This window comes from Prescottella subtropica (assembly GCF_005434945.1).
GTDB lineage: Bacteria > Actinomycetota > Actinomycetes > Mycobacteriales > Mycobacteriaceae > Prescottella > Prescottella subtropica.
Window position 1 is genome coordinate 30,218 of the sequence record NZ_SKCH01000026.1, and the last position, 21,787, is coordinate 52,004.

The 21,787-nt window shown below is 69.0% G+C and carries 21 protein-coding genes and 1 tRNA gene; 10 read left to right on the forward strand and 12 right to left on the reverse strand.

Translation table 11 applies throughout. The features are described 5' to 3' along the window. The first annotated feature begins 153 nt into the window (after nt 1-153). The 3 genes from E0497_RS17640 (at nt 154) to E0497_RS17650 (ending at nt 4,053) form a co-directional block, all read left to right on the forward strand. Nucleotides 154-846, forward strand: a complete 693-nt coding sequence (locus E0497_RS17640; RefSeq protein WP_137726101.1) for an MBL fold metallo-hydrolase — start codon at nt 154-156, stop codon at nt 844-846. Nucleotides 847-941: 95 nt separating this feature from the next. Continuing rightward, nucleotides 942-1,667, forward strand: a complete 726-nt coding sequence (locus E0497_RS17645) for a DoxX family protein (protein WP_137726102.1) — start codon at nt 942-944, stop codon at nt 1,665-1,667. Between the two features lie 100 nt (nt 1,668-1,767). Beyond that, on the forward strand, nt 1,768-4,053 hold the full coding sequence (locus E0497_RS17650; protein WP_137726103.1) for a HelD family protein: 2,286 nt from the start codon (nt 1,768-1,770) through the stop codon (nt 4,051-4,053). A gap of 22 nt (nt 4,054-4,075) precedes the next feature. On the opposite strand, the gene E0497_RS17655 is transcribed toward E0497_RS17650, so the two are convergent. From E0497_RS17655 to uvrB, 3 genes are all read right to left on the reverse strand, one after another. Beyond that, on the reverse strand, nt 4,076-4,528 hold the full coding sequence (locus E0497_RS17655; protein WP_137726104.1) for a universal stress protein: 453 nt from the start codon (nt 4,526-4,528) through the stop codon (nt 4,076-4,078). Between the two features lie 104 nt (nt 4,529-4,632). Then, nucleotides 4,633-5,502 (reverse strand): SCO6745 family protein, encoded by an 870-nt coding sequence (locus tag E0497_RS17660; RefSeq protein WP_137726105.1) that lies wholly within the window; start codon nt 5,500-5,502, stop codon nt 4,633-4,635. A 31-nt stretch (nt 5,503-5,533) separates the two neighbouring features. Beyond that, nucleotides 5,534-7,690 carry an excinuclease ABC subunit UvrB gene (gene uvrB, locus E0497_RS17665; protein ID WP_137726106.1) on the reverse strand — a complete coding sequence of 719 codons (2,157 nt, stop codon included), beginning with the start codon at nt 7,688-7,690 and terminating at the stop codon, nt 5,534-5,536. Between the two features lie 73 nt (nt 7,691-7,763). Between uvrB and E0497_RS17670 the strand changes: the two genes are divergently transcribed. Continuing rightward, on the forward strand, nt 7,764-8,285 hold the full coding sequence (locus E0497_RS17670) for a ribonuclease FAU-1 family protein (RefSeq protein ID WP_137726107.1): 522 nt from the start codon (nt 7,764-7,766) through the stop codon (nt 8,283-8,285). A gap of 9 nt (nt 8,286-8,294) precedes the next feature. Here E0497_RS17670 and coaE read toward each other — a convergent pair whose 3' ends face one another. Next, entirely contained in the window at nt 8,295-9,521 is a 1,227-nt protein-coding gene (gene coaE, locus E0497_RS17675) for a dephospho-CoA kinase (protein ID WP_194150332.1), read from the reverse strand. Between the two features lie 130 nt (nt 9,522-9,651). Between coaE and E0497_RS17680 the strand changes: the two genes are divergently transcribed. Beyond that, nucleotides 9,652-9,864: a hypothetical protein gene (locus E0497_RS17680; protein ID WP_137726108.1), complete on the forward strand. Its 213-nt coding sequence runs from the start codon at nt 9,652-9,654 to the stop codon at nt 9,862-9,864. A gap of 250 nt (nt 9,865-10,114) precedes the next feature. Here E0497_RS17680 and rpsA read toward each other — a convergent pair whose 3' ends face one another. Then, nucleotides 10,115-11,587 (reverse strand): 30S ribosomal protein S1, encoded by a 1,473-nt coding sequence (rpsA, locus tag E0497_RS17685; protein ID WP_137726109.1) that lies wholly within the window; start codon nt 11,585-11,587, stop codon nt 10,115-10,117. 280 nt (nt 11,588-11,867) lie between these two features. On the opposite strand from rpsA, the gene E0497_RS17690 reads away from it, so the two are divergent. After that, nucleotides 11,868-12,716 carry a class I SAM-dependent methyltransferase gene (locus E0497_RS17690; protein WP_137726110.1) on the forward strand — a complete coding sequence of 283 codons (849 nt, stop codon included), beginning with the start codon at nt 11,868-11,870 and terminating at the stop codon, nt 12,714-12,716. A 40-nt stretch (nt 12,717-12,756) separates the two neighbouring features. Here E0497_RS17690 and E0497_RS17695 read toward each other — a convergent pair whose 3' ends face one another. The 4 genes from E0497_RS17695 to E0497_RS17710 all read right to left on the reverse strand — a co-directional run bounded on the left by E0497_RS17695 (nt 12,757) and on the right by E0497_RS17710 (nt 16,597). Further along, nucleotides 12,757-13,509: an amino acid ABC transporter ATP-binding protein gene (locus E0497_RS17695; protein WP_137726121.1), complete on the reverse strand. Its 753-nt coding sequence runs from the start codon at nt 13,507-13,509 to the stop codon at nt 12,757-12,759. Nucleotides 13,510-13,517: 8 nt separating this feature from the next. Further along, nucleotides 13,518-14,462 carry an amino acid ABC transporter permease gene (locus tag E0497_RS17700; protein ID WP_137726111.1) on the reverse strand — a complete coding sequence of 315 codons (945 nt, stop codon included), beginning with the start codon at nt 14,460-14,462 and terminating at the stop codon, nt 13,518-13,520. A 21-nt stretch (nt 14,463-14,483) separates the two neighbouring features. After that, complete coding sequence (locus E0497_RS17705) at nt 14,484-15,380, reverse strand: ABC transporter substrate-binding protein (protein WP_137726112.1); 897 nt, start codon at nt 15,378-15,380, stop codon at nt 14,484-14,486. A 119-nt stretch (nt 15,381-15,499) separates the two neighbouring features. Further along, nucleotides 15,500-16,597 carry an isocitrate/isopropylmalate dehydrogenase family protein gene (locus E0497_RS17710; protein WP_137726113.1) on the reverse strand — a complete coding sequence of 366 codons (1,098 nt, stop codon included), beginning with the start codon at nt 16,595-16,597 and terminating at the stop codon, nt 15,500-15,502. A 19-nt stretch (nt 16,598-16,616) separates the two neighbouring features. Between E0497_RS17710 and E0497_RS17715 the strand changes: the two genes are divergently transcribed. Both E0497_RS17715 and trxA read left to right on the forward strand, forming a co-directional pair. Then, nucleotides 16,617-17,144, forward strand: coding sequence for a 2'-5' RNA ligase family protein (locus tag E0497_RS17715; RefSeq protein WP_137726122.1), 528 nt, complete (start codon nt 16,617-16,619; stop codon nt 17,142-17,144). A 76-nt stretch (nt 17,145-17,220) separates the two neighbouring features. After that, nucleotides 17,221-17,586: a thioredoxin gene (gene trxA / locus E0497_RS17720; protein ID WP_137726114.1), complete on the forward strand. Its 366-nt coding sequence runs from the start codon at nt 17,221-17,223 to the stop codon at nt 17,584-17,586. Between the two features lie 46 nt (nt 17,587-17,632). Here trxA and polA read toward each other — a convergent pair whose 3' ends face one another. Both polA and E0497_RS17730 read right to left on the reverse strand, forming a co-directional pair. Then, nucleotides 17,633-20,374 (reverse strand): DNA polymerase I, encoded by a 2,742-nt coding sequence (polA, locus tag E0497_RS17725; protein ID WP_137726115.1) that lies wholly within the window; start codon nt 20,372-20,374, stop codon nt 17,633-17,635. A gap of 31 nt (nt 20,375-20,405) precedes the next feature. Beyond that, nucleotides 20,406-21,029: an ANTAR domain-containing response regulator gene (locus tag E0497_RS17730; RefSeq protein WP_137726123.1), complete on the reverse strand. Its 624-nt coding sequence runs from the start codon at nt 21,027-21,029 to the stop codon at nt 20,406-20,408. Between the two features lie 97 nt (nt 21,030-21,126). Here E0497_RS17730 and E0497_RS17735 point away from each other — a divergent pair. Continuing rightward, nucleotides 21,127-21,203, forward strand: a tRNA-Leu gene (locus E0497_RS17735). 76 nt (nt 21,204-21,279) lie between these two features. Here the strand turns inward: E0497_RS17735 and E0497_RS17740 are convergent. Beyond that, the gene (locus tag E0497_RS17740) at nt 21,280-21,639 is read right to left on the reverse strand and encodes a tyrosine-type recombinase/integrase (RefSeq protein ID WP_206663652.1); all 360 of its coding nucleotides are present in this window, start codon (nt 21,637-21,639) and stop codon (nt 21,280-21,282) included. 41 nt (nt 21,640-21,680) lie between these two features. Here E0497_RS17740 and E0497_RS17745 point away from each other — a divergent pair. Beyond that, a partial coding sequence (locus E0497_RS17745) for a transposase (protein ID WP_137726116.1) occupies nt 21,681-21,787 on the forward strand: 107 nt, incomplete at its 3' end.

The window sequence follows — 21,787 nt, forward strand, 5'->3', positions numbered from 1 at the left end:
TTCGACACCGGCCGGTGTCCTACCGGTGTCCGGCACGCCGCGGACAGCAGTCCGGGCCCGACCCATGGTAGGCGTGGGGTCCGACAAACACGTCGACCAGCAGTTTCCGTCGTCGGACGGTCACTGTCGGTCCGCACCGGTAGCCTCCCGATCATGGAGCAGCACATCACCGTCGACGACGACTACACCGGCGACCTGTCGGGGAGCACCGGCGCGCAGCGGCGCACGGTCCCCGGCGCCACGATCGTCAAGATGTCCGTCGGCCCCATGGACAACAACACGTACCTGGTCACGTGTTCCGCGACGGGGAAGTCGCTGCTCGTCGACGCCGCCAACGACGCCGAACGGATCCTGGCGCTGCTCGCCGAGCAGGCCCCGCAGCTCGAACTGATCGTCACCACCCACCAGCACCACGATCACTGGTTCGCGCTCGCCGAGGTCGCCGGTAAGACCGGGGTGCCCACCGCGGCACACCCGCTGGATTCGGAGATCCTGTCCGTCACCCCGGCCCGCGGCCTGTCCGACGGGGACACCGTCACGGTCGGCGACCTCGACCTCGAGGTGATCCATCTGAGCGGGCACACCCCGGGCGGCATCACGCTCGCGCTCACCGAACGCGGTGACGGCCCGGGTCGGGTGCATCTGTTCACGGGTGACTCACTGTTCCCCGGCGGGGTCGGCAAGACCCCGGACGCGGAGCGGTTCGCGTCGCTCCTGGACGACGTCGAATCGAAGCTGTTCGCCCGGTTCGGCGACGACACCGTCTTCTATCCCGGACACGGCAAGGACTCCACGCTCGGCGCCGAACGCCCGCACCTGAGCGAATGGCGTGAGCGCGGCTGGTGACCACCCGGCCGGATCGTGTCCTGCCGAATCGCCTCGTCGTCGTTACCGTGGAACCACGTCACGACCGAACCACACCACGATGTCGGGAGGCTGCCATGATCGTTCGCCGTATCGCCCGTCCGCTGCTTGCCACGGTGTTCCTCGCCGGTGGGATCGACTCGCTGCGCAACGCGGCTCCGAAGGCACAGGCGGCGGCGCCGTTCCTGGAGAAGACCGCGGCAGTCCTTCCCGGATCCGTGTCCGGGAAGCTGCCGGCGCACCCCGAGACCCTCGTCCGGATCAATGCGGTGGTGCAGGTCGGCGCCGGCACTCTCCTGGCGCTCGGTAAGGCGCCGCGGGCGGCGTCCCTGGTACTGGCGGGCACACTCGTGCCGACCACCCTCGCCGGCCACGATTTCTGGAACGTGCCCGATCCGCAGCAGCGGGCCGCGCAACGCATGCAGTTCTTCAAGAACATGACGATGCTCGGCGGTCTGATGATCGCCGCGGTCGACACCGAGGGCCGCCCGTCCCTCGGGTGGCGTGGCCGCCGCGCCGCACGACACGCGCAGGAGTCGATCGCCGACGTCTTCTCCCACACCGACCACCCCGACACCGACCGGCTGCACGACGTTGCCGAGCAGGTGCAGTCCCGTGCCGTCGAATGGGCGCACGTGGCGCGGGAACGCGGCGTCGAACTGGGAGAAATCGCACGGGAGCGTGGCAGCGACTGGGCCGAGGCGGCCGGCGAGCAGGGCGAGATCCTGGGACGCAAGGCCCGGAAGCAGGCCGAACGGGCGTTGGCGACCGCACGCGAGAAGGCCGCGGAACTGCAGGACTGATCGGTGGAACACCGGGCCGGACCTGCACGTCTGCGCGGTGCCGTCGGATCGCACTAGACTGCTCGGGCGCTTTTCCGCCGCTACCGACAGAGGAGTCCTGTTGCCCGACGAGGCCCGTGTGCATCCCGATCTCGAGCACGAGCAGGGGTACGTGTCGACGCTGTACACACGACTGGACGGTCTGCGTTCGTACGCGCAGAACCGTTTGTCCCAGGTGCTCCTGCAGACCGGCGGCACGCCGCAGGCACGCAGTGAACGGGAGTCGTTCACGCAGATGTACAGCGAGGATCTCGCGCGCTACGACGCCGCCGAGAACGGCCTGTGTTTCGGCCGGATCGACGTCACCGACGACGATCCCCGCTATATCGGTCGGATCGGCATCCTCGACGAGGACCACGACTACGAGACGCTGCTGCTGGATTGGCGGGCGCCGCTCGCGCGTCCGTTCTACCTGGCGACCCCGGCCGCCCCGGACGGGGTGACGCGGCGCCGGCACATCCGTACCCGTAGTCGCACGGTCACCGCCCTCAACGACGAATATCTGGATCTGGCGGCCGCCGATACACACGGCCGCGCGCCCGCCTCCGGTGGTGTCGCCGGGGAGAGCGCACTGCTCGACGCCCTCAATGCGGCCCGCACCGGGCAGATGCACGACATCGTCGAGACGATCCAGAGCGAGCAGGACACGATCATCCGCTCGAACCACAAGAGTGTGCTGGTGGTGCAGGGCGGGCCGGGTACCGGGAAGACGGCGGTGGCCCTGCACCGGGCCGCGTTCCTGCTGTACACGTACCGGCAGCAGTTGGAAAAGGCCGGTGTCCTCATCATCGGCCCGAACGAGACGTTCCTCGACTACATCGGGCAGGTGCTGCCGTCGCTCGGCGAGACCGGGGTGCTGCTGTCCACGATCGGCGACCTGTATCCGGGGGTGCGCGCCACCCGGGAGGATTCGCTGGCCGCGGGCGAACTCAAGGGGTCGCTCGCGATGATCGACATCCTGAAGAAGGCGGTGCGGGATCGGCAGGAGGTGCCGCGGAAACCGATCCAGCTCCGCTTCGACACCTACCCGATCGTCCTGGACCGCAAGGTCGTCACACGGGCCCGAGGCCGGGCCCGGTCGTCACGCCGCCCGCACAACCTGGCGCGGCCGATCTTCGTGTCGGCCGCGATCGAGGCCCTCGCCGACCAGTTGGCGGCGACCCTCGGCGCGAACGTCGTCGACGGCGGCAACCTGCTCAGCCGCGACGACATCGCCGACATGCGCGACGAGATGCGGGAGGATCCGTCGATCATGGCGGCCCTCGACGGCCTGTGGCCGGATCTGACGCCGCAGCAGGTGCTCACCGATCTGCTGCGCTCCCCCGACCGGTTGACGAACGCGGCCCCCGATCTGACCGCCGACGAGCGGGCGGCGCTGCTGAGGACCCGCGGGATCGGTTTCAGCGCCGCCGACGCGCCCCTGCTCGACGAGCTCGCCGAACTCCTCGGCGTCGACGATGCCGCGGAACGTGAACGCGCGCAGCGTCGCTGGCGGAAGCAGATCGCCGACGCGCAGGGGGCCCTCGACATCCTCACCGGCTCGGCACCGCAGGATCTCGAGGACGACCTCGACCCCGAGATCCTCATGGCGTACGACCTGATCGACGCGAGTCAGCTCGCCGAGCGGCACGAGATGGGCCGACGCGGCACCACCGCCGAGCGCGCCGCCGGTGACCGGACGTGGACGTACGGGCACGTGATCGTCGACGAGGCGCAGGAACTGTCGGAGATGGCGTGGCGGATGCTGATGCGGCGCATCCCGAACCGATGGATGACCCTGGTCGGCGACACCGCCCAGACCGGGGATCCGGCGGGCAGCTCGTCGTGGCAGGACGTGCTGGGGCCGTATGTGGCGCGGCGCTGGAAGCTCACCGAGCTGACCGTCAACTACCGCACCCCGGCGGAGATCATGGAACTCGCGCACCGGGTGCTCGCCGAGATCGACCCGGAGCAGACGGTGCCCCGGTCGGTCCGCGCATCCGGGCACGCACCGTGGGCGCACCGGGTGGAGACGGCCGAACTCCTCGACGAGGTGCGCCGACAGGTCGCCGCCGAGACCGGTCCCGGGCTGACCGCGGTCCTCGCCGGGCACGACCTGGTCGAGCAGTTGGCGGATCTGCGGTCGGAGTCGGTGAGTGTGCTCACCGTCAAGGACGCGAAGGGCCTCGAGTTCGACACGGTACTCATCGTCGAACCGCAGGATCTGCTCGACGAGTCGCCGCGCGGCATGAACGACCTGTACGTGGCGCTGACCCGTGCCACCCAGCGACTCGGGATCGTGCACGCCCGCCCACTGCCGGCGGTGCTCGACGGTGTGGACGCTGCGACGGTGCCGGCCGGGAACTGATCCCGGCCGGCCCCGGCCGGTGTCAGCGGACGGTGTGCACGATCAGCACGTCGCAGTGCGACTTGCGTGCCGCATCCGACGGCACCGACCCGAGTAGGCGCCCGGTGAGCGTGTTCAGGCCACGGTTGCCGACGACCAGCAGATCGGCCTCGACCTCGTCGACGAGTTCGAGGAGCGAGTCGACCGGGGCGCCGACGATCGCGCGTTCGACGATGCTCGTGGCACCGGATGCGGTGGCCCGCTCCCGGGCGGTCCGCAGGATCTCGTACGTCGGGGCCGACCCGGTCACCTGGTAGGCGTCGGCTCCGAGCGTGTCCTGTGCGGCCTCGGTGTCCTTCGGGTCCGCCGGGTAGTACGCGCACGCGAGCACGAGCTTGGCACCGGCGTCACCGGCGATGGCCGCAGCCTTCTCCACCGCCCGATACGACGAGTCCGATCCGTCGGTTCCGACGACGACAGTCCGGTAGGCGCTCATTCATTCCTCCATGGGTACGGTTCGATCCAGGGTCGGTGGCCAGCGTGGAGAAGAGGCCCCATTACCACCATTTCACCACGAGCATCGCCCACTGATGCACCGCATCAGCGTGATTCGCCGTACCTCGGCCCGAACAGCGATGCCGGAAACAGCCCCGATGCGCGCACCGTCGCCCGCCACGGCGCGGTGAGTTCGGACAGGCGTGCGGCCCCGTCCTCGCCGAGTTCCGTCCACGGCGGCGACGCCAACTCGTCGGTGAGATCCTCGACGACCTCCCGCAATTCCCGTCCGTCCGTGGTGAGTTCACCGCGCCCGTCGAGCAGTTCCCGGTCCTGCAGGCCGCCCACTGCGGCATCCCAGTCGGCGGTCGACCAGCCGCGCCGGGCCTGCGCAAAGGCCTTCCGGAACCCGATCCCGGCCGCGGTGTGTGTGATCAACGCCTCGAGACCGCTGAGCCCCGCGGTCTGCAGCGCGGCGACGTGGCCGTCGCCGCGGTACTCCCGCAGCAGTGTCAGCGCGTGCCACAACACCAGGTGCGGCTGTTCGGGCCACTCGAGGTCGGCGTACCCGGCGTACAGGGGGCGGCCGTCCACACCGGGAACCCTCTGGGCCGCAATGGCCGCCAACTGCGCAGCCTCCACCATCTCGGGTGACGCCACCGCGTCCCCGAGCAGCGTCCGGTAGGCGGCGTCGACACCCCGGTAACGGGCGGCGACGATGTCGCCGGGGGCGGCGAGGGTCCAGGCGCGCGGCACGACGTCCGCGATCAGTTCCGGGGCGAAGTTGTAGAACGCGGCCGCCACCACACTGCCGGTGACCGCGCCCATCGGCGCCGCACGGCCCGCGAAGTACGGCATCCGACCCGGTTCCAGTCCGACACCGACGAATTCGGCCTCCACCTCGGGCGCGAAGTAGCAGAGCGAGTGCAGCAGTTCGTGCGCGCGGGCGGTGCGTCCGGCGAGTTGAGCGTCCATGGTCGACGACGTTAGCCGGTTCCCGCCGTCGTCACTGCAGCCCGGCCGCATCCATCCCCCGCAGTTCCTTCTTCAGGTCGGCGATCTCGTCCCGCAACCGGCCCGCCAACTCGAACTGCAGGTCGCGGGCCGCGTTCATCATCTGCTCGGTGAGCGAGGAGATCAGGTCGGCCAGTTCCGCACGCGGCATCGCCTTCACGTCGCGGCCCTCGTAGACACCGGCGCTGACGGCGCGCCCGGCCTCGCCCTGGGCACGCCGACCGCGGCTGGCGTTGCGACCCGACCCACCGACCTCGACCGCGGTGTCCTCGGCCTCCTCGTACACCTGGTCGAGGATGTCGGCGATCTTCTTGCGCAGCGGCTGCGGGTCGACGCCCTTCTCCAGGTTGTAGGCGATCTGCTTCTCCCGGCGACGGTCGGTCTCCTCGATGGCCCGGGCCATCGAATCGGTGATCCTGTCGGCGTACATGTGGACCTGGCCGGAGACGTTGCGGGCGGCGCGGCCGATGGTCTGGATCAGGCTGCGGGTGCTGCGCAGGAACCCTTCCTTGTCGGCGTCGAGGATCGCGACGAGCGACACCTCCGGCAGGTCGAGGCCCTCCCGGAGCAGATTGATGCCGACGAGGACGTCGTACTCACCGAGCCGCAGCTGCCGCAGCAACTCGACCCGTCGCAGCGTGTCGATGTCCGAGTGCAGGTACCGCACCCGGATCCCGAGCTCGAGGAGGTAGTCGGTGAGGTCCTCGGCCATCTTCTTCGTCAGCGTCGTCACCAGGATGCGTTCGTCCCGTTCGGTGCGCTGCCGGATCTCGTGGATCAGATCGTCGATCTGCCCCTTCGTCGGTTTGACGATCACCTCCGGGTCGACGAGACCGGTGGGGCGGATGACCTGTTCGACGAATTCGCCACCGGCCTGCCCCATCTCGTAGTCGCCCGGGGTCGCGGACAGGTACACCGTCTGCCCGATCCGGCCCGCGAACTCCTCCCACGTGAGCGGCCGGTTGTCGGTGGCCGACGGCAGCCGGAACCCGAACTCGACGAGGTTGCGTTTACGGGACATGTCCCCCTCGTACATAGCCCCGATCTGCGGGACCGTCACGTGCGACTCGTCGATGACGAGCAGGAAGTCCTCGGGGAAGTAGTCGATGAGGGTGGCCGGCGCGGACCCGGCGGGGCGGCCGTCGATGTGCCGCGAATAGTTCTCGATACCGGAGCAGAAACCGACCTGCTTGATCATCTCCAGGTCGTACCGGGTGCGCATCCGCAGCCGCTGCGCCTCGAGCAGTTTGCCGCGGTTCTCCAGGTCGGCGAGACGCTCCTCGAGTTCGGCCTCGATGTCCTTGACCGCCCGTTCCAGGCGTTCCGGGCCGGCGACGTAGTGGGTAGCCGGGAAGATCCGCACCGTGTCGACCTGCCGCACCACGTCCCCGGTGAGCGGGTGCAGGTAGTACAGCGCCTCCACCTCGTCACCGAAGAACTCGATCCGGACCGCGAGTTCCTCGTAGGACGGGATGATCTCGACGGTGTCGCCGCGGACCCGGAACGAGCCGCGGGTGAACGCCAGGTCGTTGCGGTTGTACTGCACGTCGACCAGCAGTCGCAGCAACGCGTCCCGGTCCACCTCCGTGCCCACCTCGAGCTGGACGGACCGGTCCAGGTACGACTGCGGGGTGCCGAGACCGTAGATGCACGACACCGACGCCACCACCACGACGTCCCGCCTCGACAGCAGACTGGACGTCGCCGAATGCCGCAGCCGTTCCACGTCGTCGTTGATCGACGAATCCTTCTCGATGTAGGTGTCGGTCTGCGCGATGTACGCCTCGGGCTGGTAGTAGTCGTAGTACGACACGAAGTATTCGACAGCGTTGTGCGGCAACATCTCCCGCAACTCGTTGGCGAGCTGCGCGGCAAGCGTCTTGTTGGGTGCCATCACCAGCGTGGGCCGCTGGACCCGCTCGATGAGCCACGCGGTCGTCGCCGACTTGCCGGTGCCCGTCGCACCGAGCAGGACGACGTCCTTCTCCCCGGCCCGCAGCCGGCGTTCCAGTTCGTCGATGGCCGCCGGCTGGTCGCCCGCCGGCTCGTACTCACTGACGACCTGGAACCTGCTGTCGGACCGTTCGATCTCGCTGACCGGCCGGAACTCGGAATGTGCCACCACGGGGTGCTCGGATGCGAACGCCATGGCACCAGGGTAGGCGTCGGCACCGACACGTTCGCACGACACCACCGCCGCCGCGGCGGTACCTTCTCACGGTATGGAGAATCTCGAGCCGATCGCCGTGCACCGCCCCAAAGTGGAGTCGTTCGACATCGTCGAACGCACCAACACCGACCCCAAGGGGTTCGTACGTCCGGTCGAGCACTACCGGCTCGAGCCGTGGGGCCTGTACATGGCCCGCACCGCCGACCACCCCACCTTCCACTATCTGGAATCGTGGATCCTGCCCGATCTGGGGATCCGGGCGTCGATCTTCCACTTCCACCCGTACCACGAGCGCGACCAGGACCATTACGTCGACATCGGCGACTTCACCCCGGGTCCGGACGTGTGGCGCTCCGAGGACCACTACCTGGATCTGGTGGTCCGGACCGGGCGGGACACCGAACTGCTCGACGTCGACGAACTGCTCGCCGCCACTGCCCACGGCTACCTGTCGCCGGGTGCCGCCGAACGGGCCGTCCAGCGGGCGGTCACGGCCGTGGACGGCATCGCCGCCCACGGTCACGACCTGGACGCATGGCTGGCCGCGCAGGGCATGCCGGTCAGCTGGCGCTGACCCGCCCCGTCAACCCTGCGGGGACCAGTCGGTCGTCTCCGCCCAGTCCCACGCCCGCCGGTAGCCCCGGTCGAACCAGGGCTCTGTGGTCTGCACGTACGCCCGCACGGCCGCAGCGTCGTCGTGGGCGACGGTCGCGGCCTCGGCGGCAGCCCGCTGTTTCACGTCGAGGAACTCGTTCCGGGCCACGGCGTCCGCACGCAGCCAGTCCCGCAGCAGCAGCGCGAACCGCTGCCCGGGACGGCCGTCGACCCGCAGGTCGATCCGGACCGGCCGGCCAGGGTCGGCGCTGCCGTGGGTGCGTTTCGCCCACAGGGCCGGATCGGCCTCCCCGCCGACGCCGTACTCGGGTTTCGGCGGTTCGACCGTCTCCTCGAGGATCGGGGGGAAACCCGCCGCCGCGAGCGGTGCACGCAGGGCGTCGGCCGCGTCCAGGTCGGCGACGGTGATCTGGATGTCGACGATGTCGCGGGCATCGAGTCCCGGAACCGCCGTCGAGCCGACGTGGTCGATCCGGATCGCCCGCTCCCCGCACACGGCGCGGAGTCGGTCGACGAGCCGTCGTCCCTGCGCCGGCCACTGCGGGTCGTCGGCGCGCAGGATCGGCGGCGCGGTCACGACGGCCCCGTCGCGCAGGTTCCGGTCGAACGGCAACAACCGATCGGTGACCAGTGCCCGCACCTGCGCCTCGAGGGCGTCGGGGGTGCCGTTGTTGTCGAGCCACACGTCCGCGGCTGCGCGGCGCTGCTCGTCGGTGGCCTGCGCGGCGATCCGGGCCCGCGCATCCGCTTCCGGCATCCCGCGCAACTCGACGAGCCGGCGCAGCCGTTCGGTCTCCTCGACGTACACGACGAGCACCAGGTGGAAGATCGGACCCATCCGGCCCTCGACCAGCAGCGGAATGTCCTGCACGACGACCGCATCCGTCGGGGCGCCGTCGACGAGTTCGGTGGTGCGCTGCCCGATCCGCGGATGCAGGATCGAGTTGAGCAGCAGTCGGGACTCCTCCGACGCGAATGCCGTCGCCGCGAGCGCGGGCCGGTTCAGGGAGCCGTCGGACTGCAGGATGCCGTCCCCGAACGCGTCGACGAGCGCCGCGAGCCCAGGGGTGCCCGGTTCGACGACCTCGCGGGCGATGACGTCCGCATCCACGATGACCGCACCCAGTTCCGCGAGAACACGCGACACGGTCGACTTGCCGGCTCCGATGCCTCCGGTGAGGCCCACTCTCAACACGCCGACCAGTCTCTCACCGAACACGCCGAAGATCATCAAGCGGCGAAATGCACGATTCGGTGACCGGTTCGGATAGCCTTGCAGGCAGCCGTTCGACCAGCCGAATTCGAGAAACGACCAGGAGCCGCTCATGCGCAGCACGTCCACGCGACTCGGCCGGCACCGTCTCGGCATGGAGAACGGCGTCCACGCGATCCTCATTCCCGAGGTCGCCTCGGCGCTCGCGGAGCATCGACGCACCTGGTTCACCAGCGTGCTGACGCCCGCCCGCCACAGCTTCGCGAGCATTCGTAAGCAGACGGCGACCATGCCGGCCCGATGGGCGCCCGCCGTAGCGAACTGACCGATATACGAATCGACGCCGGTGGCCCCGGTCCCACCCACGGGACCGGGGCCACCGGCGTTTCCGGGCACCCGTCGGGCTCTCCCCCACCCGCGTTTTGCGCACTTGGCGCGCGTTCTCGGCGCCGATCCCCGCGCCAAGTGCGCGAAACGCGGGCAGCGGCATCCGGACATGCAGAAGACCCCGGTCCTCGGGGTACGAGGACCGGGGTCTTCCGGTGGATCACGCCTGACGTGTCAGGCGGTTGCTATCAGGCGCCGCCCGACAGCTTCTCGCGCAGAGCGGCGAGCTGGGCATCGCTGGCCAGCGAGCCACCAGCGGACTCCGACGGGGCAGCGCCCTCGTCGTCCGAGTCCGACTCCGAGGAGTAGTTGGTGCCGGCCGCACCGGCCGCCGCCTCGGCAGCCTCGTCGGCAGCCATCTTCTCCATCTGAGCGGTGTGCATCTTGTGGCGACGCTCGGCCTCCGCGTAGCGGGACTCCCACTCCTCACGCTGCTTATCGAAGCCTTCGAGCCATTCGTTGGTCTCGGCGTCGAAGCCCTCGGGGAAGATGTAGTTGCCCTGCTCGTCGTAGCTGTCGGCCATGCCGTACTTCGACGGATCGAACTCGGCGTTGTAGTCCTCGTTGGCCTGCTTCAGCGACAGCGAGATGCGGCGACGCTCCAGGTCGATGTCGATGACCTTGACGAGTGCATCGTCGCCGACGGCGACAACCTGGTCCGGAACCTCCACGTGGCGCTCGGCCAGCTCGGAGATGTGCACCAGGCCCTCGATGCCCTCCTCGACGCGAACGAACGCGCCGAACGGAACCAGCTTGGTGACCTTGCCCGGAACGATCTGGCCGATCGCGTGGGTGCGGGCGAACTGACGCCACGGGTCCTCCTGCGTCGCCTTCAGCGACAGGGAGACACGCTCGCGGTCCAGGTCGACGTCGAGGACCTCGACGGTGACCTCGTTGCCGACCTCGACAACCTCGGACGGGTGGTCGATGTGCTTCCAGGACAGCTCGGAAACGTGGACCAGACCGTCGACGCCGCCGAGATCGACGAACGCACCGAAGTTGACGATCGAGGACACGACGCCCTTGCGGACCTGGCCCTTCTGCAGCTGGTGCAGGAACTCGCTGCGGACCTCGGACTGGGTCTGCTCGAGCCATGCGCGACGCGACAGGACCACGTTGTTGCGGTTCTTGTCGAGCTCGATGATCTTGGCCTCGATCTCCTTGCCGACGTACGGCTGGAGGTCGCGGACACGACGCATCTCGACGAGCGATGCGGGCAGGAAGCCGCGCAGACCGATGTCGAGGATGAGGCCGCCCTTGACGACCTCGATGACGGTGCCCTTGACGGCCTCGTCCTTCTCCTTGAGCTCCTCGATGGTGCCCCACGCGCGCTCGTACTGCGCACGCTTCTTCGACAGGATCAGACGGCCTTCCTTGTCCTCCTTGGTGAGGACCAGGGCTTCGACCTCATCGCCCACGGAGACGACCTCGTTGGGGTCGACGTCGTGCTTGATGGAGAGCTCACGGGAAGGGATGACGCCTTCGGTCTTGTAACCGATGTCGAGAAGGACCTCGTCGCGGTCGACCTTGACGATCGTGCCTTCGACGATGTCGCCATCGTTGAAGTACTTGATCGTGGCGTCGATGGCGGCGAGGAAGTCCTCGGCGGAGCCGATGTCGTTGACGGCTACCTGCGGCGAGGTCACGGTGTTGGAGGGCATGTGTTGAGTTGCTCCGGACGGGTCGTAAGTCGGTTGATGATGTTCTGTCGGGCAGGCGGACCGAAAGGCGTCGGATCACGACTCGCACTTGATGATTCGAGGTCGAAGTCGTCCGGTCTCCCGGACCGCCGCGAGAACTCCACCCGCATACCGGAAACCAGAAAACGTACCGGAGAGAAAATGCGGCGGAGACACTCGCGAGCAACAGCCTACTCGACCTCGAGTTAGCTGGGCAAACCCGGGCGGAGAGTGTCGCATACGCCCTCTACGCTTGACCACCATGTCCGACGATCGCCATGCCGCCGCCAACTCCATCCTCGGGACGAGCGGGGTGAGTCGCACCCGCATCGGTACCGAGGCCAGTGAACGCGCCAGCCGCGCCTGGTGGGACGCCGACGCCGACGACTACCACCGCACGCACGGTGAGTTCCTGGGCGTCGACTCCGATGCCGGCGAGTTCGTGTGGTGCCCGGAGGGCCTGCACGAGGGTGACGTGCACCTACTCGGCGAGGTCGCCGGCACGCGAATCCTCGAGGTGGGCTGCGGGTCGGCGCCGTGTGCCCGCTGGCTGGCCGGGCAGGGCGCGGACGTCGTCGGCCTCGACATCTCGATGGGCATGCTGGACAAGGGTGTCGCGGCGATGGAGCGGAGTGGGGCGCGGGTTCCCCTCGTCCAGGCCGGCGCGGAAGCGCTGCCGTTCGCCGACGAGAGTTTCGACCTTGCCTGTTCGGCTTTCGGTGCGGTTCCGTTCGTTGCGGATTCCGCCCTGGTGATGCGGGAGGTGGCGCGGGTGCTGCGGCCGGGTGGGTTGTGGGTGTTCGCGGTGAACCATCCGATCCGCTGGATCTTCCCGGACGATCCGGGCCCCGGCGGACTGACCGCGACGATCCCCTACTTCGACCGCACCCCGTACGTAGAGGTCGACGACGACGGCGTCCCCACGTACGTCGAGCATCATCGGACGATCGGCGACCGGGTCCGGGAGGCCGTCGCGGCCGGTCTCGAGGTGCGCGACATCGTCGAACCCGAGTGGCCGGAGTGGCTGGACCGGGAGTGGGGGCAGTGGAGCCCGCTGCGCGGCCAGGTGTTCCCCGGCACCGCGATCTTCGTGACCCGCAAGCCCGCCTGAGTCGACCGCCCGGAGCAGCCCGAGGCTGCTCGGGGCCGGCTCAGAGCAGCTTCGACAGGAAGGCGCGGGTGCGCTCGTGCTGCGGGTCGGACAGCAGCTGCCGCGGCTCCCCCGCCTCCACGACGACGCCGCCGTCCATGAACACGAGTTTGTCGGCGACCTCGCGGGCAAAGCCCATCTCGTGGGTGACGACGACCATCGTCATGCCGTCGCGGGCGAGGTCCTTCATGACACCGAGGACCTCGCCGACGAGTTCGGGGTCGAGCGCGGAGGTGGGCTCGTCGAACAGCATCAGTTTCGGTTCCATCGCCAGCGCCCGGGCGATCGCGACCCGCTGCTGCTGGCCGCCGGACAGTTGCACCGGGTAGGCGTCGGCCTTCGCGGCGAGCCCGACCCGGTCGAGCAGTTCCCGGGCTTTCGCGACGGCCTTGTCGCGGGACACCTTCTTCACCAGAACCGGTGCCTCGACGACGTTCTCGAGGACGGTGCGGTGCGGGAACAGGTTGAAGTGCTGGAACACCATGCCGATGTCGCGGCGCTGCCGGGCCGCGGCGCGGGGGCTCAGTTCGTGGAGTTTTCCGCCGCGTTCGGCGTAGCCGACGAGTTCTCCGTCGACGTAGAGACGGCCGGCGTCGACGCGTTCGAGGTGGTTGATGCACCGCAGGAACGTGGACTTGCCGGAGCCGGACGGGCCGATCAGGCACAGCACCTGTCCGGCCTCGATGTCGAGGGTGATGCCGCGCAGCACCTGGAGGGCGCCGTAGTTCTTGCACACGCGGTCGGCGCGGACCATGGGTGTCGTCACGCGGTGCCTCCTTCGTCCCGGCGCTGCGCGTCGGCGAGTCCCTGCAGTTGCGTCGCTGTCAGGGTGCGGGAGGCGCCCTTCGAGTAGTGCTTCTCGATGTAGTACTGGCCGATCATGAGGATGCTGGTGATCGCCAGGTACCAGGTGGACGCGACGAGCAGCAGCGGCACCGGATAGAAGTTGGCGCCGGAGATGTCGCGGGCCCGGCCGTACAGTTCGAGCGAGTAGGGCACGGCCGCGACCAGCGACGTGGTCTTGAGCATGCTGATGAGCTCGTTGCCGGTGGGCGGAATGATCACCCGCATGGCCTGCGGCAGCACGGTGCGGCGCATGGTCTGTGTCCACGACATGCCGAGCGCGGTGGACGCCTCGATCTGTCCCTCGTTGACCGAGCCGATGCCGGCGCGGACGATCTCGGCCATGTAGGCGGCCTCGTTGAGGGCCAGGCCGATCATCGCGAAGAGGAATGCCGCCTCGAGCGACACGATGTCGAAGTGCACGAACTGCGGCCCGAACGGAACCCCGAGGTCGATCGACTTGTAGATGGCCGGGAACAGACCCCACAGCACCAACTGGACGTAGACCGGGGTGCCGCGGAACACCCACAGGTACAGCCACGCCGCGGAGCGCAGTACCGGGTTCGGGGAGAGTCGCATGACGGCGAGCAGCACGCCGAGCACGATCGCGATGGCCATCGACAGCACGGTGAGCTGGAGGGTCTTCCAGGCGCCGGAGACGATGCGCTCGTCGAACAGGTACTGCCCGTAGATGTCCCAGTGGAACTCCGGGTTGGTCGCGGCTCCGTAGACGAACAGGCCGAACAGTCCCAGCACGACGACGGCGGCGACCCAGCGGCCGGGATGCCGCAGCGGGACCGCTCTGATCGGCTCCGGTTCGGAGGCCGACGACGCGGTCGGTGGCCGGCTCTCGTTGGCTGGCATGACTGTTCCCTCTCTGGTGTTCTAGCTGGTCGCGCCGTTGACGACGGACGTCTCGATCATGCCCGCCTCGACGCCCCACGCCTCGGAGATCGTGCGGTACTGGCCGCCGTCGACGAGGTACTGCATGGCCTGCTGCAGCACGGGTGCAAGCGGGGAGCCCTTGGCGACGACCCAGCCGTAGGGGGTGGCGTCGTACAGTCCGCCGGCGGGCACGAGCCGGCCGTCGCTGCGCTTGATCGCGTACGCGGTGACCGGGGAGTCGGCCGACAGGGCGTCGGCCCGGCCGAGGATCAGGGCGTTCGCGGCATCGGCCTGCGTCCCGTACTTGATCTTCTTGATGGGCGGCTTGCCGGCCGCGACGCACGCGTCGCTCTTGGCCGGGACCTCTTCGATGTCCTCGATCGTGGTGGTCTGGACGGCGACCCGCAGGCCGCACGCGTCGTCGGGGTCGATGTCGTCGCCGGCGCGCTGCGCCCACTGGACACCCGCCCGGTAATACGTGACGAAGTCCACGGCTTTTTCGCGTTCGAACGTGTCGGTGAATCCGGATACGCCGACGTCGAGGGTGCCGGCCTGCACCGCGGGAATGATCTTGTCGAAGTCGGTCTGCTTGACGTCGACCTCGAGGCCCAGAACAGCGCCGGCGGCGCGGATGAGGTCGATGTCGTAGCCGACGATGGTGCCGTCGTCGTCCTTGAACTCGTTGGGCGCGAACGGCGGGTTGGTACCGATCCGCAGCCGCCCGGACGCCGCGACCTGCGGTGGCAGCTGGTCGGCGATCGCGTCGACGCGCTCGATGTTCAGGGGCGGGACGGTGGGGACGAGTCCCTCGTTGTTCTTGACGCATCCGGCGGCACCGACGGCGACGGCAGCGGTCAGGAACGCGGCTACGACGCGGGTCGCGCCTCGTGCGAACATCGCGTAATCCATCCTTTCCCCGAACCTTCCCGGACCGCCGAACAACCCGAAGAACACTACTGGCTCGGTGTCCCCGGAAACGAACCGCGTCGAACTGTTGACAAAACGGGCATCGCGCCTCAGCGGCGCAGCACGCGCGCGACGACGGTTTCGGTGAACGCCTGTGTCGAGGCGAGCCCGCCGAGGTCGGCGGTGGCGACACCCGCCTCGATCGTGCGTTCGACGCCGCTGTGGATGCGGCCGGCGGCGTCGGCGAGCAGTCGGTCGCCGCGGGTGACGGCGAGCCGGTCGAGGAGCATCGCCGCCGACAGGATCAGTGCGGTCGGGTTGGCCCGGTTGCGGCCGGCGATGTCGGGGGCGGCGCCGTGGGCGGCCTGCGCCATCGCCTTCGTGGCCGACGCGTTGAGCGACGCGGCGGTACCCAGCGACCCGGACAGCTCCCCCGCCAGGTCGGAGAGGATGTCGCCGAACATGTTCTCGGTGACGATCACGTCGTACTCGTCGCCGCGGCGCACCAGGTGGGCGGCCATCGCGTCGACGTGCTCGTCGTCGAGCGTCACGTCCGGATACTGCCGGCCGATGTCCCGGCACACGTCGCGGAACAGGCCGGTGGTCGCGGACAGCACGTTCGCCTTGTGGACGATCGTGACGCGTCGGCGGCGGTGCAGGGCGAGCCCGAACGCGGTGTGGGCGATGCGCTCGCACGCGGGACGGGTGACGACGCCGACGGCCATCGCGATGTCCGGGGTCGGCATGAATTCGCCCACCCCGGCGAACATGTTGCGGTCGGCGTAGAAGCCTTCGGTGTTCTCCCGGACGATCACCAGATCCATGTGCGGGGACACGGCCCGCACCCCGGGCAGGGCGCGGGCGGGCCGGATGTTGGCGTACAGGTCGAACCGTTTGCGGATCGTGCCGCCCGGGGTGAGCTGGCTGCAGAACGGTTCGGGGTAGGCGGCGCTGTCGTGTGGGCCGAGGACCCAGGCGTCGAGGTCGGCGAGCGCGACGAGCGTGCTCTCCGGGGCGGGGGTGCCGTGCTCGGCGATGGCGTCGAATCCGATCGGGAGCGGCACCCAGTCGACGGCGGGCGCCCCGACCGCACCGATCGCGGCGTCGACGACGTCCCGGGCGGCGGGAACGATCTCGTGTCCGATGCCGTCGCCGCGGAGCAGACCGATCCGCGTGTTCGGGGAATCTCCTGTACTCGCGGCCCTCATCGGACCATCATGGCCGATGATGGTGCAGTCCGTGGAGTTGCTGCTGAGCGAGGATCTCGACGTCGCGGTGCGGGCCGAGTGGCGTCGGCTCACGGCCGCACGCCTGCCGAGTCAGGGCCGGATCAGCGCCGAATCGAACCGTCCGCACGTCACGCTCGGAGTGGCGACCGCGATCCCCGACGCCGTCGAGGACGCCCTCGCCCGGGAGATACCGTCGGCGCCGCTGCCGGTCCGGCTGGGCGGGGTGATCGTGTTCGGCGGCCGGCGGCTCACCCTCGCCCGCCTCGTGGTGCCGACACCGGAACTGCTGGCCCTGCAGCACCTCGTCCACGATCTGATCGCCGACTGCGACGGCGTGCCCTCCCACATCGTGCCCGGCGAGTGGACGCCGCACGTGACCCTCGCCCGCCGCATCCCGGCCCCCGATCTGGGCACCGCCGTGTCGGTGACCCGCGCCGCCGCCGGCGACGTCACCGGCGTCTCGGACGGGGTGCGGCGCTGGGATTCGGAGCACAAGCGGGAGTGGCGGATCGGCGGCCCCGGATAGCCGTGCGGAAGAATCCCGGACACGACGGTGTTGCACCGAGCAACGTTCGACGATCCGCTTCCCCGAAAGGACCCTCGTGGCCACTCAGACGCTGACCCAGCAGAACTTCCAGCAGACCCTCACCGACAACGACATCGTGCTCGTCGATTTCTGGGCGTCGTGGTGCGGCCCGTGCCGGAACTTCGCGCCGACGTTCGAGGCGTCGTCGGACAAGCACGCCGACGTCGTCCACGGCAAGGTGGACACGGAGGCCGAGCAGGAGTTCGCGGCGGGCGCCGGGATCCGTTCGATCCCCACGATCATGGCGTTCCGTGAGGGCGTGCTCGTGTTCAATCAGGCGGGCGCGCTGCCCCCGGCCGCGCTCGAGGATCTGATCACGCAGGTCAAGAGCCTCGACATGGACGACGTGCGTAAGCAGATCGCCGAGCAGCAGACCAACTGACCTTCCGTTCTGCCGCAACACCTTCCGGGGCGCCGCCCGCGCACGATCAGTGCGCGGCGGCGTCCCAACTGCGTCCGGTGCCGACGGACACCTCGAGCGGCACCGACAGTTCGATGGCGGACGCCATCTTCTCCCGCACCAGCGCCTCGACCTGCTCGCGTTCCCCGGACGCCACCTCGAGGACGAGTTCGTCGTGGACCTGCAGCAGCATCCGCGACGCCAGTCCCGCCTCCTGCAGTCCCTTCTGCACGTCGATCATGGCGACCTTGATGATGTCGGCGGCCGTGCCCTGGATGGGGGCGTTGAGGGCGGCGCGTTCGGCGACCTCGCGGCGCTGCCTGTTGTCGCTGATCAGGTCGGGCAGGTAGCGACGGCGTCCGAACAGGGTTTCGGTGTAGCCGACCTTGCGGGCCTGCTCGACGACCTCGTGGAGGTAGTCGCGCACCCCGCCGAAGCGGGCGAAGTAGGCGTCCATCTGCTGGCGGGCCTCGTCGGTGGAGATCTTGAGCTGCGCGGCGAGACCGAACGCGCTGAGCCCGTACGCGAGCCCGTACGACATCGCCTTGACGCGGCGCCGCAGTTCGGGGGTGACCTCCTCGATGGGCACCCCGAACGCGCGGGAACCGACGAAACTGTGCAGGTCCTCGCCGGTGTTGAACGCCTCGATGAGGCCCTCGTCGCGGGACAGGTGTGCCATGATCCGCATCTCGATCTGGCTGTAGTCGGCGGTGAGCAGCGTCTCGTAGCCGGCGCCGACGACGAAGCCGTCGCGGATCTGCCGTCCCGCATCGGTGCGGACCGGAATGTTCTGCAGGTTCGGTTCGGTCGACGACAGCCGGCCGGTGGCGGCGACGGTCTGGTTGAACGTGGTGTGGATGCGGCCGTCGTCGGCGACGGTCTTGAGCAGGCCGTCGACGGTGACCTTGAGCCGGGTGGCGTCGCGGTGCGCGAGAAGGTGTTCGAGGAACGGATGCTGCGTCTTCTCGAACAGCGACTCGAGCGCGGCGGCGTCGGTGGTGTAGCCGGTCTTGGTCTTCTTCGTCTTGGGCATCTCGAGCTCGTCGAACAGCACCACCTGCAGTTGCTTCGGGGAGCCGAGGTTGATCTGCTTGCCGATCACCTCGTACGCCGATTCCGCGGCGTCGGCGACACGGGCCGCGAACGTGGACTGCAGGTCGTGCAGGTGGTCGGTGTCGACGGCGATGCCGGTGGACTCCAGTTCGGCGAGCACCGCGAGTAGCGGCAGTTCCATGTCGGCGAGCAGGCCGACGCCCTCGATGCCGGCGAGTTCGACATCCAGTGCGGCGGCGAGGTCGACGACGGCGCGGGCCCGCAGGTTCTCCGACTCGGCCGCCTCGGCGTCGGCCGCATCGGTGTCGTCGAGCAGCGACAGCTGTTGCTGCCCCGACTCTTCCACCCGCAGCTCCCGCTTGAGGTAGCGCAGCGACAGGTCGTCGAGGGCGAAGCTGCGCTGCCCGGGACGCACGAGGTAGGCGGCGAGCGCGGTGTCGCTGGTGACGCCGGCGAGGGTCCAGCCGCGGCCGCGCAGCGCATGCACGGCCCGCTTGGCCTCGTGCAGCGCCTTGGGCTGCTGCGGGTCGGCGAGCCACGCGGCGAGCGCCGCCTCGTCGTCCGGCGTCACCGTGGTGGTGGAGATGTAGGCACCCTCACCGTCGGACGCGGCGACCGCGATCGCGGTGACGTCCCCGCCGTACGGGGCGGACGTGCCGACGATCGACAGGCCATGCCGCAGACCGGTGGACGCGTGCTCGGCGAGCCACGCCGTCACCTCGCCCGGTTCCAGGGCCCGCCCCCGGACCTCGAAGCCCTCCTCGGCCTCGGGTTCGGCGGAACTCAGGGTCGCGAACAGCCGGTCGCGGAGCACCTTGAACTCGAGGTCGTCGAACAGGGCGTGGATACGGTCGCGGTCCCACGGGGCGAGTGCCAGCTGGTCCGGGGTGTACGGCAGCGCGACGTCGCGGACCATCTCGGTGAGGTGCCGGTTGAGCAGGACACTGTTGACGTTGGCGCGCAACGAGTCGCCGACCTTGCCGCGCACCTTGTCGATGTCGGTGACGAGGTTCTCGAGCGACCCGTACTCGCGGATCCACTTGGCGGCGGTCTTCTCCCCCACCCCGGGGATGCCGGGCAGGTTGTCGGACGGGTCGCCGCGCAGCGCCGCATAGTCGGGGTACTGGCGCGGGGTGAGCCCGTACTTCTCCTCGACGGCCTCCGGGGTGAACCGGGTCAGCTCGGAGACCCCCTTGCGCGGGTAGAGCACGGTGACGTCGTCGGTGACGAGTTGCAGTGCGTCCCGGTCGCCGGTGACGACGAGGACCCGGTAGCCGAGCGCGGCGGCCTGCGTGGTGAGGGTGGCGATGACGTCGTCGGCCTCGAAACCCTCGATCGCCATCACCGGGATGCCCATCGCGGCGAGGACGTCCTTGGCGATCTCCACCTGCCCCTTGAACTCGTCGGGCGTCTTGGAGCGGTTGGCCTTGTACTCGGGGAACGCCTCGGACCGGAACGTCTGCCGGGACACGTCGAACGCGGCCGCCACATGGCTGGGCTGTTCGTCGCGCAGCAGGTTGATGAGCATCGACGTGAACCCGTACACCGCGTTGGTGGGCTGCCCGCTCTGCGTCTTGAAGTTCTCGGCCGGCAGCGCGAAGAACGCCCGGTAGGCGAGGGAATGCCCGTCGAGGAGCATCAGCGTCGGCTTCTCCGACGCCGAGACTGTCGCGTCGGCGGAGGTCGTGGCGGGCGAGGGTGTGGTTGCGGGGCTCACGGTGACACAGTCTAGGGAGGCCCGCCGACACTCACGCGGTGGCGCTGTCCCCACCGAGCGTGTCGACGACGATCTCGGCGACGGCCTTCATGGTGGAGCGGCGGTCCATCGCGGCCCGCTGGATCCACTTGAACGCCTCCGGCTCACTGAGCCCCTGCGATGCCATGAGCATGCCCTTGGCGCGGTCGACGACCTTGCGGGTCTCGAGCCGGTCCGACAGGTTCGCCACCTCCTGTTCGAGCAGGGCCACCTCAGCGAACCGGGAGGCCGCCAACTCGACGGCCGGCACCAGGTCGGCCTTGGAGAACGGCTTGACGAGGTACGCCATCGCACCGGCGTCGCGGGCCTTCTCCACCAGTTCCCGCTGACTGAACGCCGTCAGGATCACCACCGGCGCAATCTTTTTCGCGGCGATCTCGGATGCCGCATCGATACCGTCGCGGCGCGGCATCTTCACGTCCATGATGACCAGATCGGGACGCAACTCCTCCGCGAGCTCGACGGCCCGCTGCCCGTCCCCGGCCTCCCCGACCACGTCGTAGCCCTCCTCGCGGAGCATCTCGACCAGGTCCAGACGGATCAACGCCTCGTCCTCCGCCACCACCACACGCCGAGCCGGTCGATCCTGTGCGGGGGTCGCGTTCACGGTCACCATCCTCCTCGAGTCGACGCCCACCACTCGGTGCGCGAACGGTTCGAGGGTACCGGTGGTTTGACTGAATCCCACGAACCTCTACAGTGGTATCCCGCACGCCCTCGTATCCCAATTGGCAGAGGAAACGGATTCAAAACCCGTGCAGTGTGAGTTCGAGTCTCACCGAGGGCACCAGTTAGACGCAGGTAGAAGGCTTGCTTGCGGTTCCAAACCCCACTTTGGTTCCGCCAGTGGTTCTTACGGGCCGAATCTACGTCCCCAGCAGGGCCGCGAACGTATCCGCCGCCGCAGCCTGCATCCCCGGCAACACGTGCTGATAGACGCGCATCGTCGTCATCACGTCCGTGTGCCCCAGCCGCTCCGATACGACCTTCACGGGCTGGCCGGCCCGCAACAGTGCAGAGGCGTGTGTGTGACGGATGTCGTGCACCCGGATCGTCGGCACGGCCTCCTCCCCCAGCGCGCTCTGTGCCGACTCCAGGTGCCGCAGGAACCGTGCACTGAGGGTGTCGGGGTCCATGTGCCCACCGTCGAGCACACCGAACACGTAGGCGTCTCGCTGCACCAGCGGTAGCCCGATGGTCTGAGGTTCCCCCCGAACAGCGGACACCGAGATAGCGGGATCGAAACCCCCACTGGAAGGATGTCCGTATGTCCCGCACCCGCCGGTCGTTCACGACCGAATACAAGGTCGAGGCCGCCCATCGTGTGATCGATTCGGGCCGCACGATCGCCGAGGTCGCCCGCGAGCTCGGATT

Bases quoted from the DNA above. Each gene is read 5' to 3' on its own strand.
- E0497_RS17655 (WP_137726104.1), bottom strand. From the start codon at position 4,528: ATGAGCGCCTACCGGACTGTCGTCGTCGGAACCGACGGATCGGACTCG.
- uvrB (WP_137726106.1), bottom strand. From the start codon at position 7,690: ATGGCGTTCGCATCCGAGCACCCCGTGGTGGCACATTCCGAGTTCCGG.
- E0497_RS17645 (WP_137726102.1), top strand. From the start codon at position 942: ATGATCGTTCGCCGTATCGCCCGTCCGCTGCTTGCCACGGTGTTCCTC.
- E0497_RS17680 (WP_137726108.1), top strand. From the start codon at position 9,652: ATGCGCAGCACGTCCACGCGACTCGGCCGGCACCGTCTCGGCATGGAG.
- E0497_RS17670 (WP_137726107.1), top strand. From the start codon at position 7,764: ATGGAGAATCTCGAGCCGATCGCCGTGCACCGCCCCAAAGTGGAGTCG.
- E0497_RS17715 (WP_137726122.1), top strand. From the start codon at position 16,617: ATGGTGCAGTCCGTGGAGTTGCTGCTGAGCGAGGATCTCGACGTCGCG.
- E0497_RS17730 (WP_137726123.1), bottom strand. From the start codon at position 21,029: ATGGTGACCGTGAACGCGACCCCCGCACAGGATCGACCGGCTCGGCGT.
- E0497_RS17640 (WP_137726101.1), top strand. From the start codon at position 154: ATGGAGCAGCACATCACCGTCGACGACGACTACACCGGCGACCTGTCG.
- rpsA (WP_137726109.1), bottom strand. From the start codon at position 11,587: ATGCCCTCCAACACCGTGACCTCGCCGCAGGTAGCCGTCAACGACATC.
- E0497_RS17690 (WP_137726110.1), top strand. From the start codon at position 11,868: ATGTCCGACGATCGCCATGCCGCCGCCAACTCCATCCTCGGGACGAGC.
- E0497_RS17700 (WP_137726111.1), bottom strand. From the start codon at position 14,462: ATGCCAGCCAACGAGAGCCGGCCACCGACCGCGTCGTCGGCCTCCGAA.
- E0497_RS17660 (WP_137726105.1), bottom strand. From the start codon at position 5,502: ATGGACGCTCAACTCGCCGGACGCACCGCCCGCGCGCACGAACTGCTG.
- E0497_RS17705 (WP_137726112.1), bottom strand. From the start codon at position 15,380: ATGTTCGCACGAGGCGCGACCCGCGTCGTAGCCGCGTTCCTGACCGCT.
- E0497_RS17695 (WP_137726121.1), bottom strand. From the start codon at position 13,509: ATGGTCCGCGCCGACCGCGTGTGCAAGAACTACGGCGCCCTCCAGGTG.
- E0497_RS17710 (WP_137726113.1), bottom strand. From the start codon at position 16,597: ATGAGGGCCGCGAGTACAGGAGATTCCCCGAACACGCGGATCGGTCTG.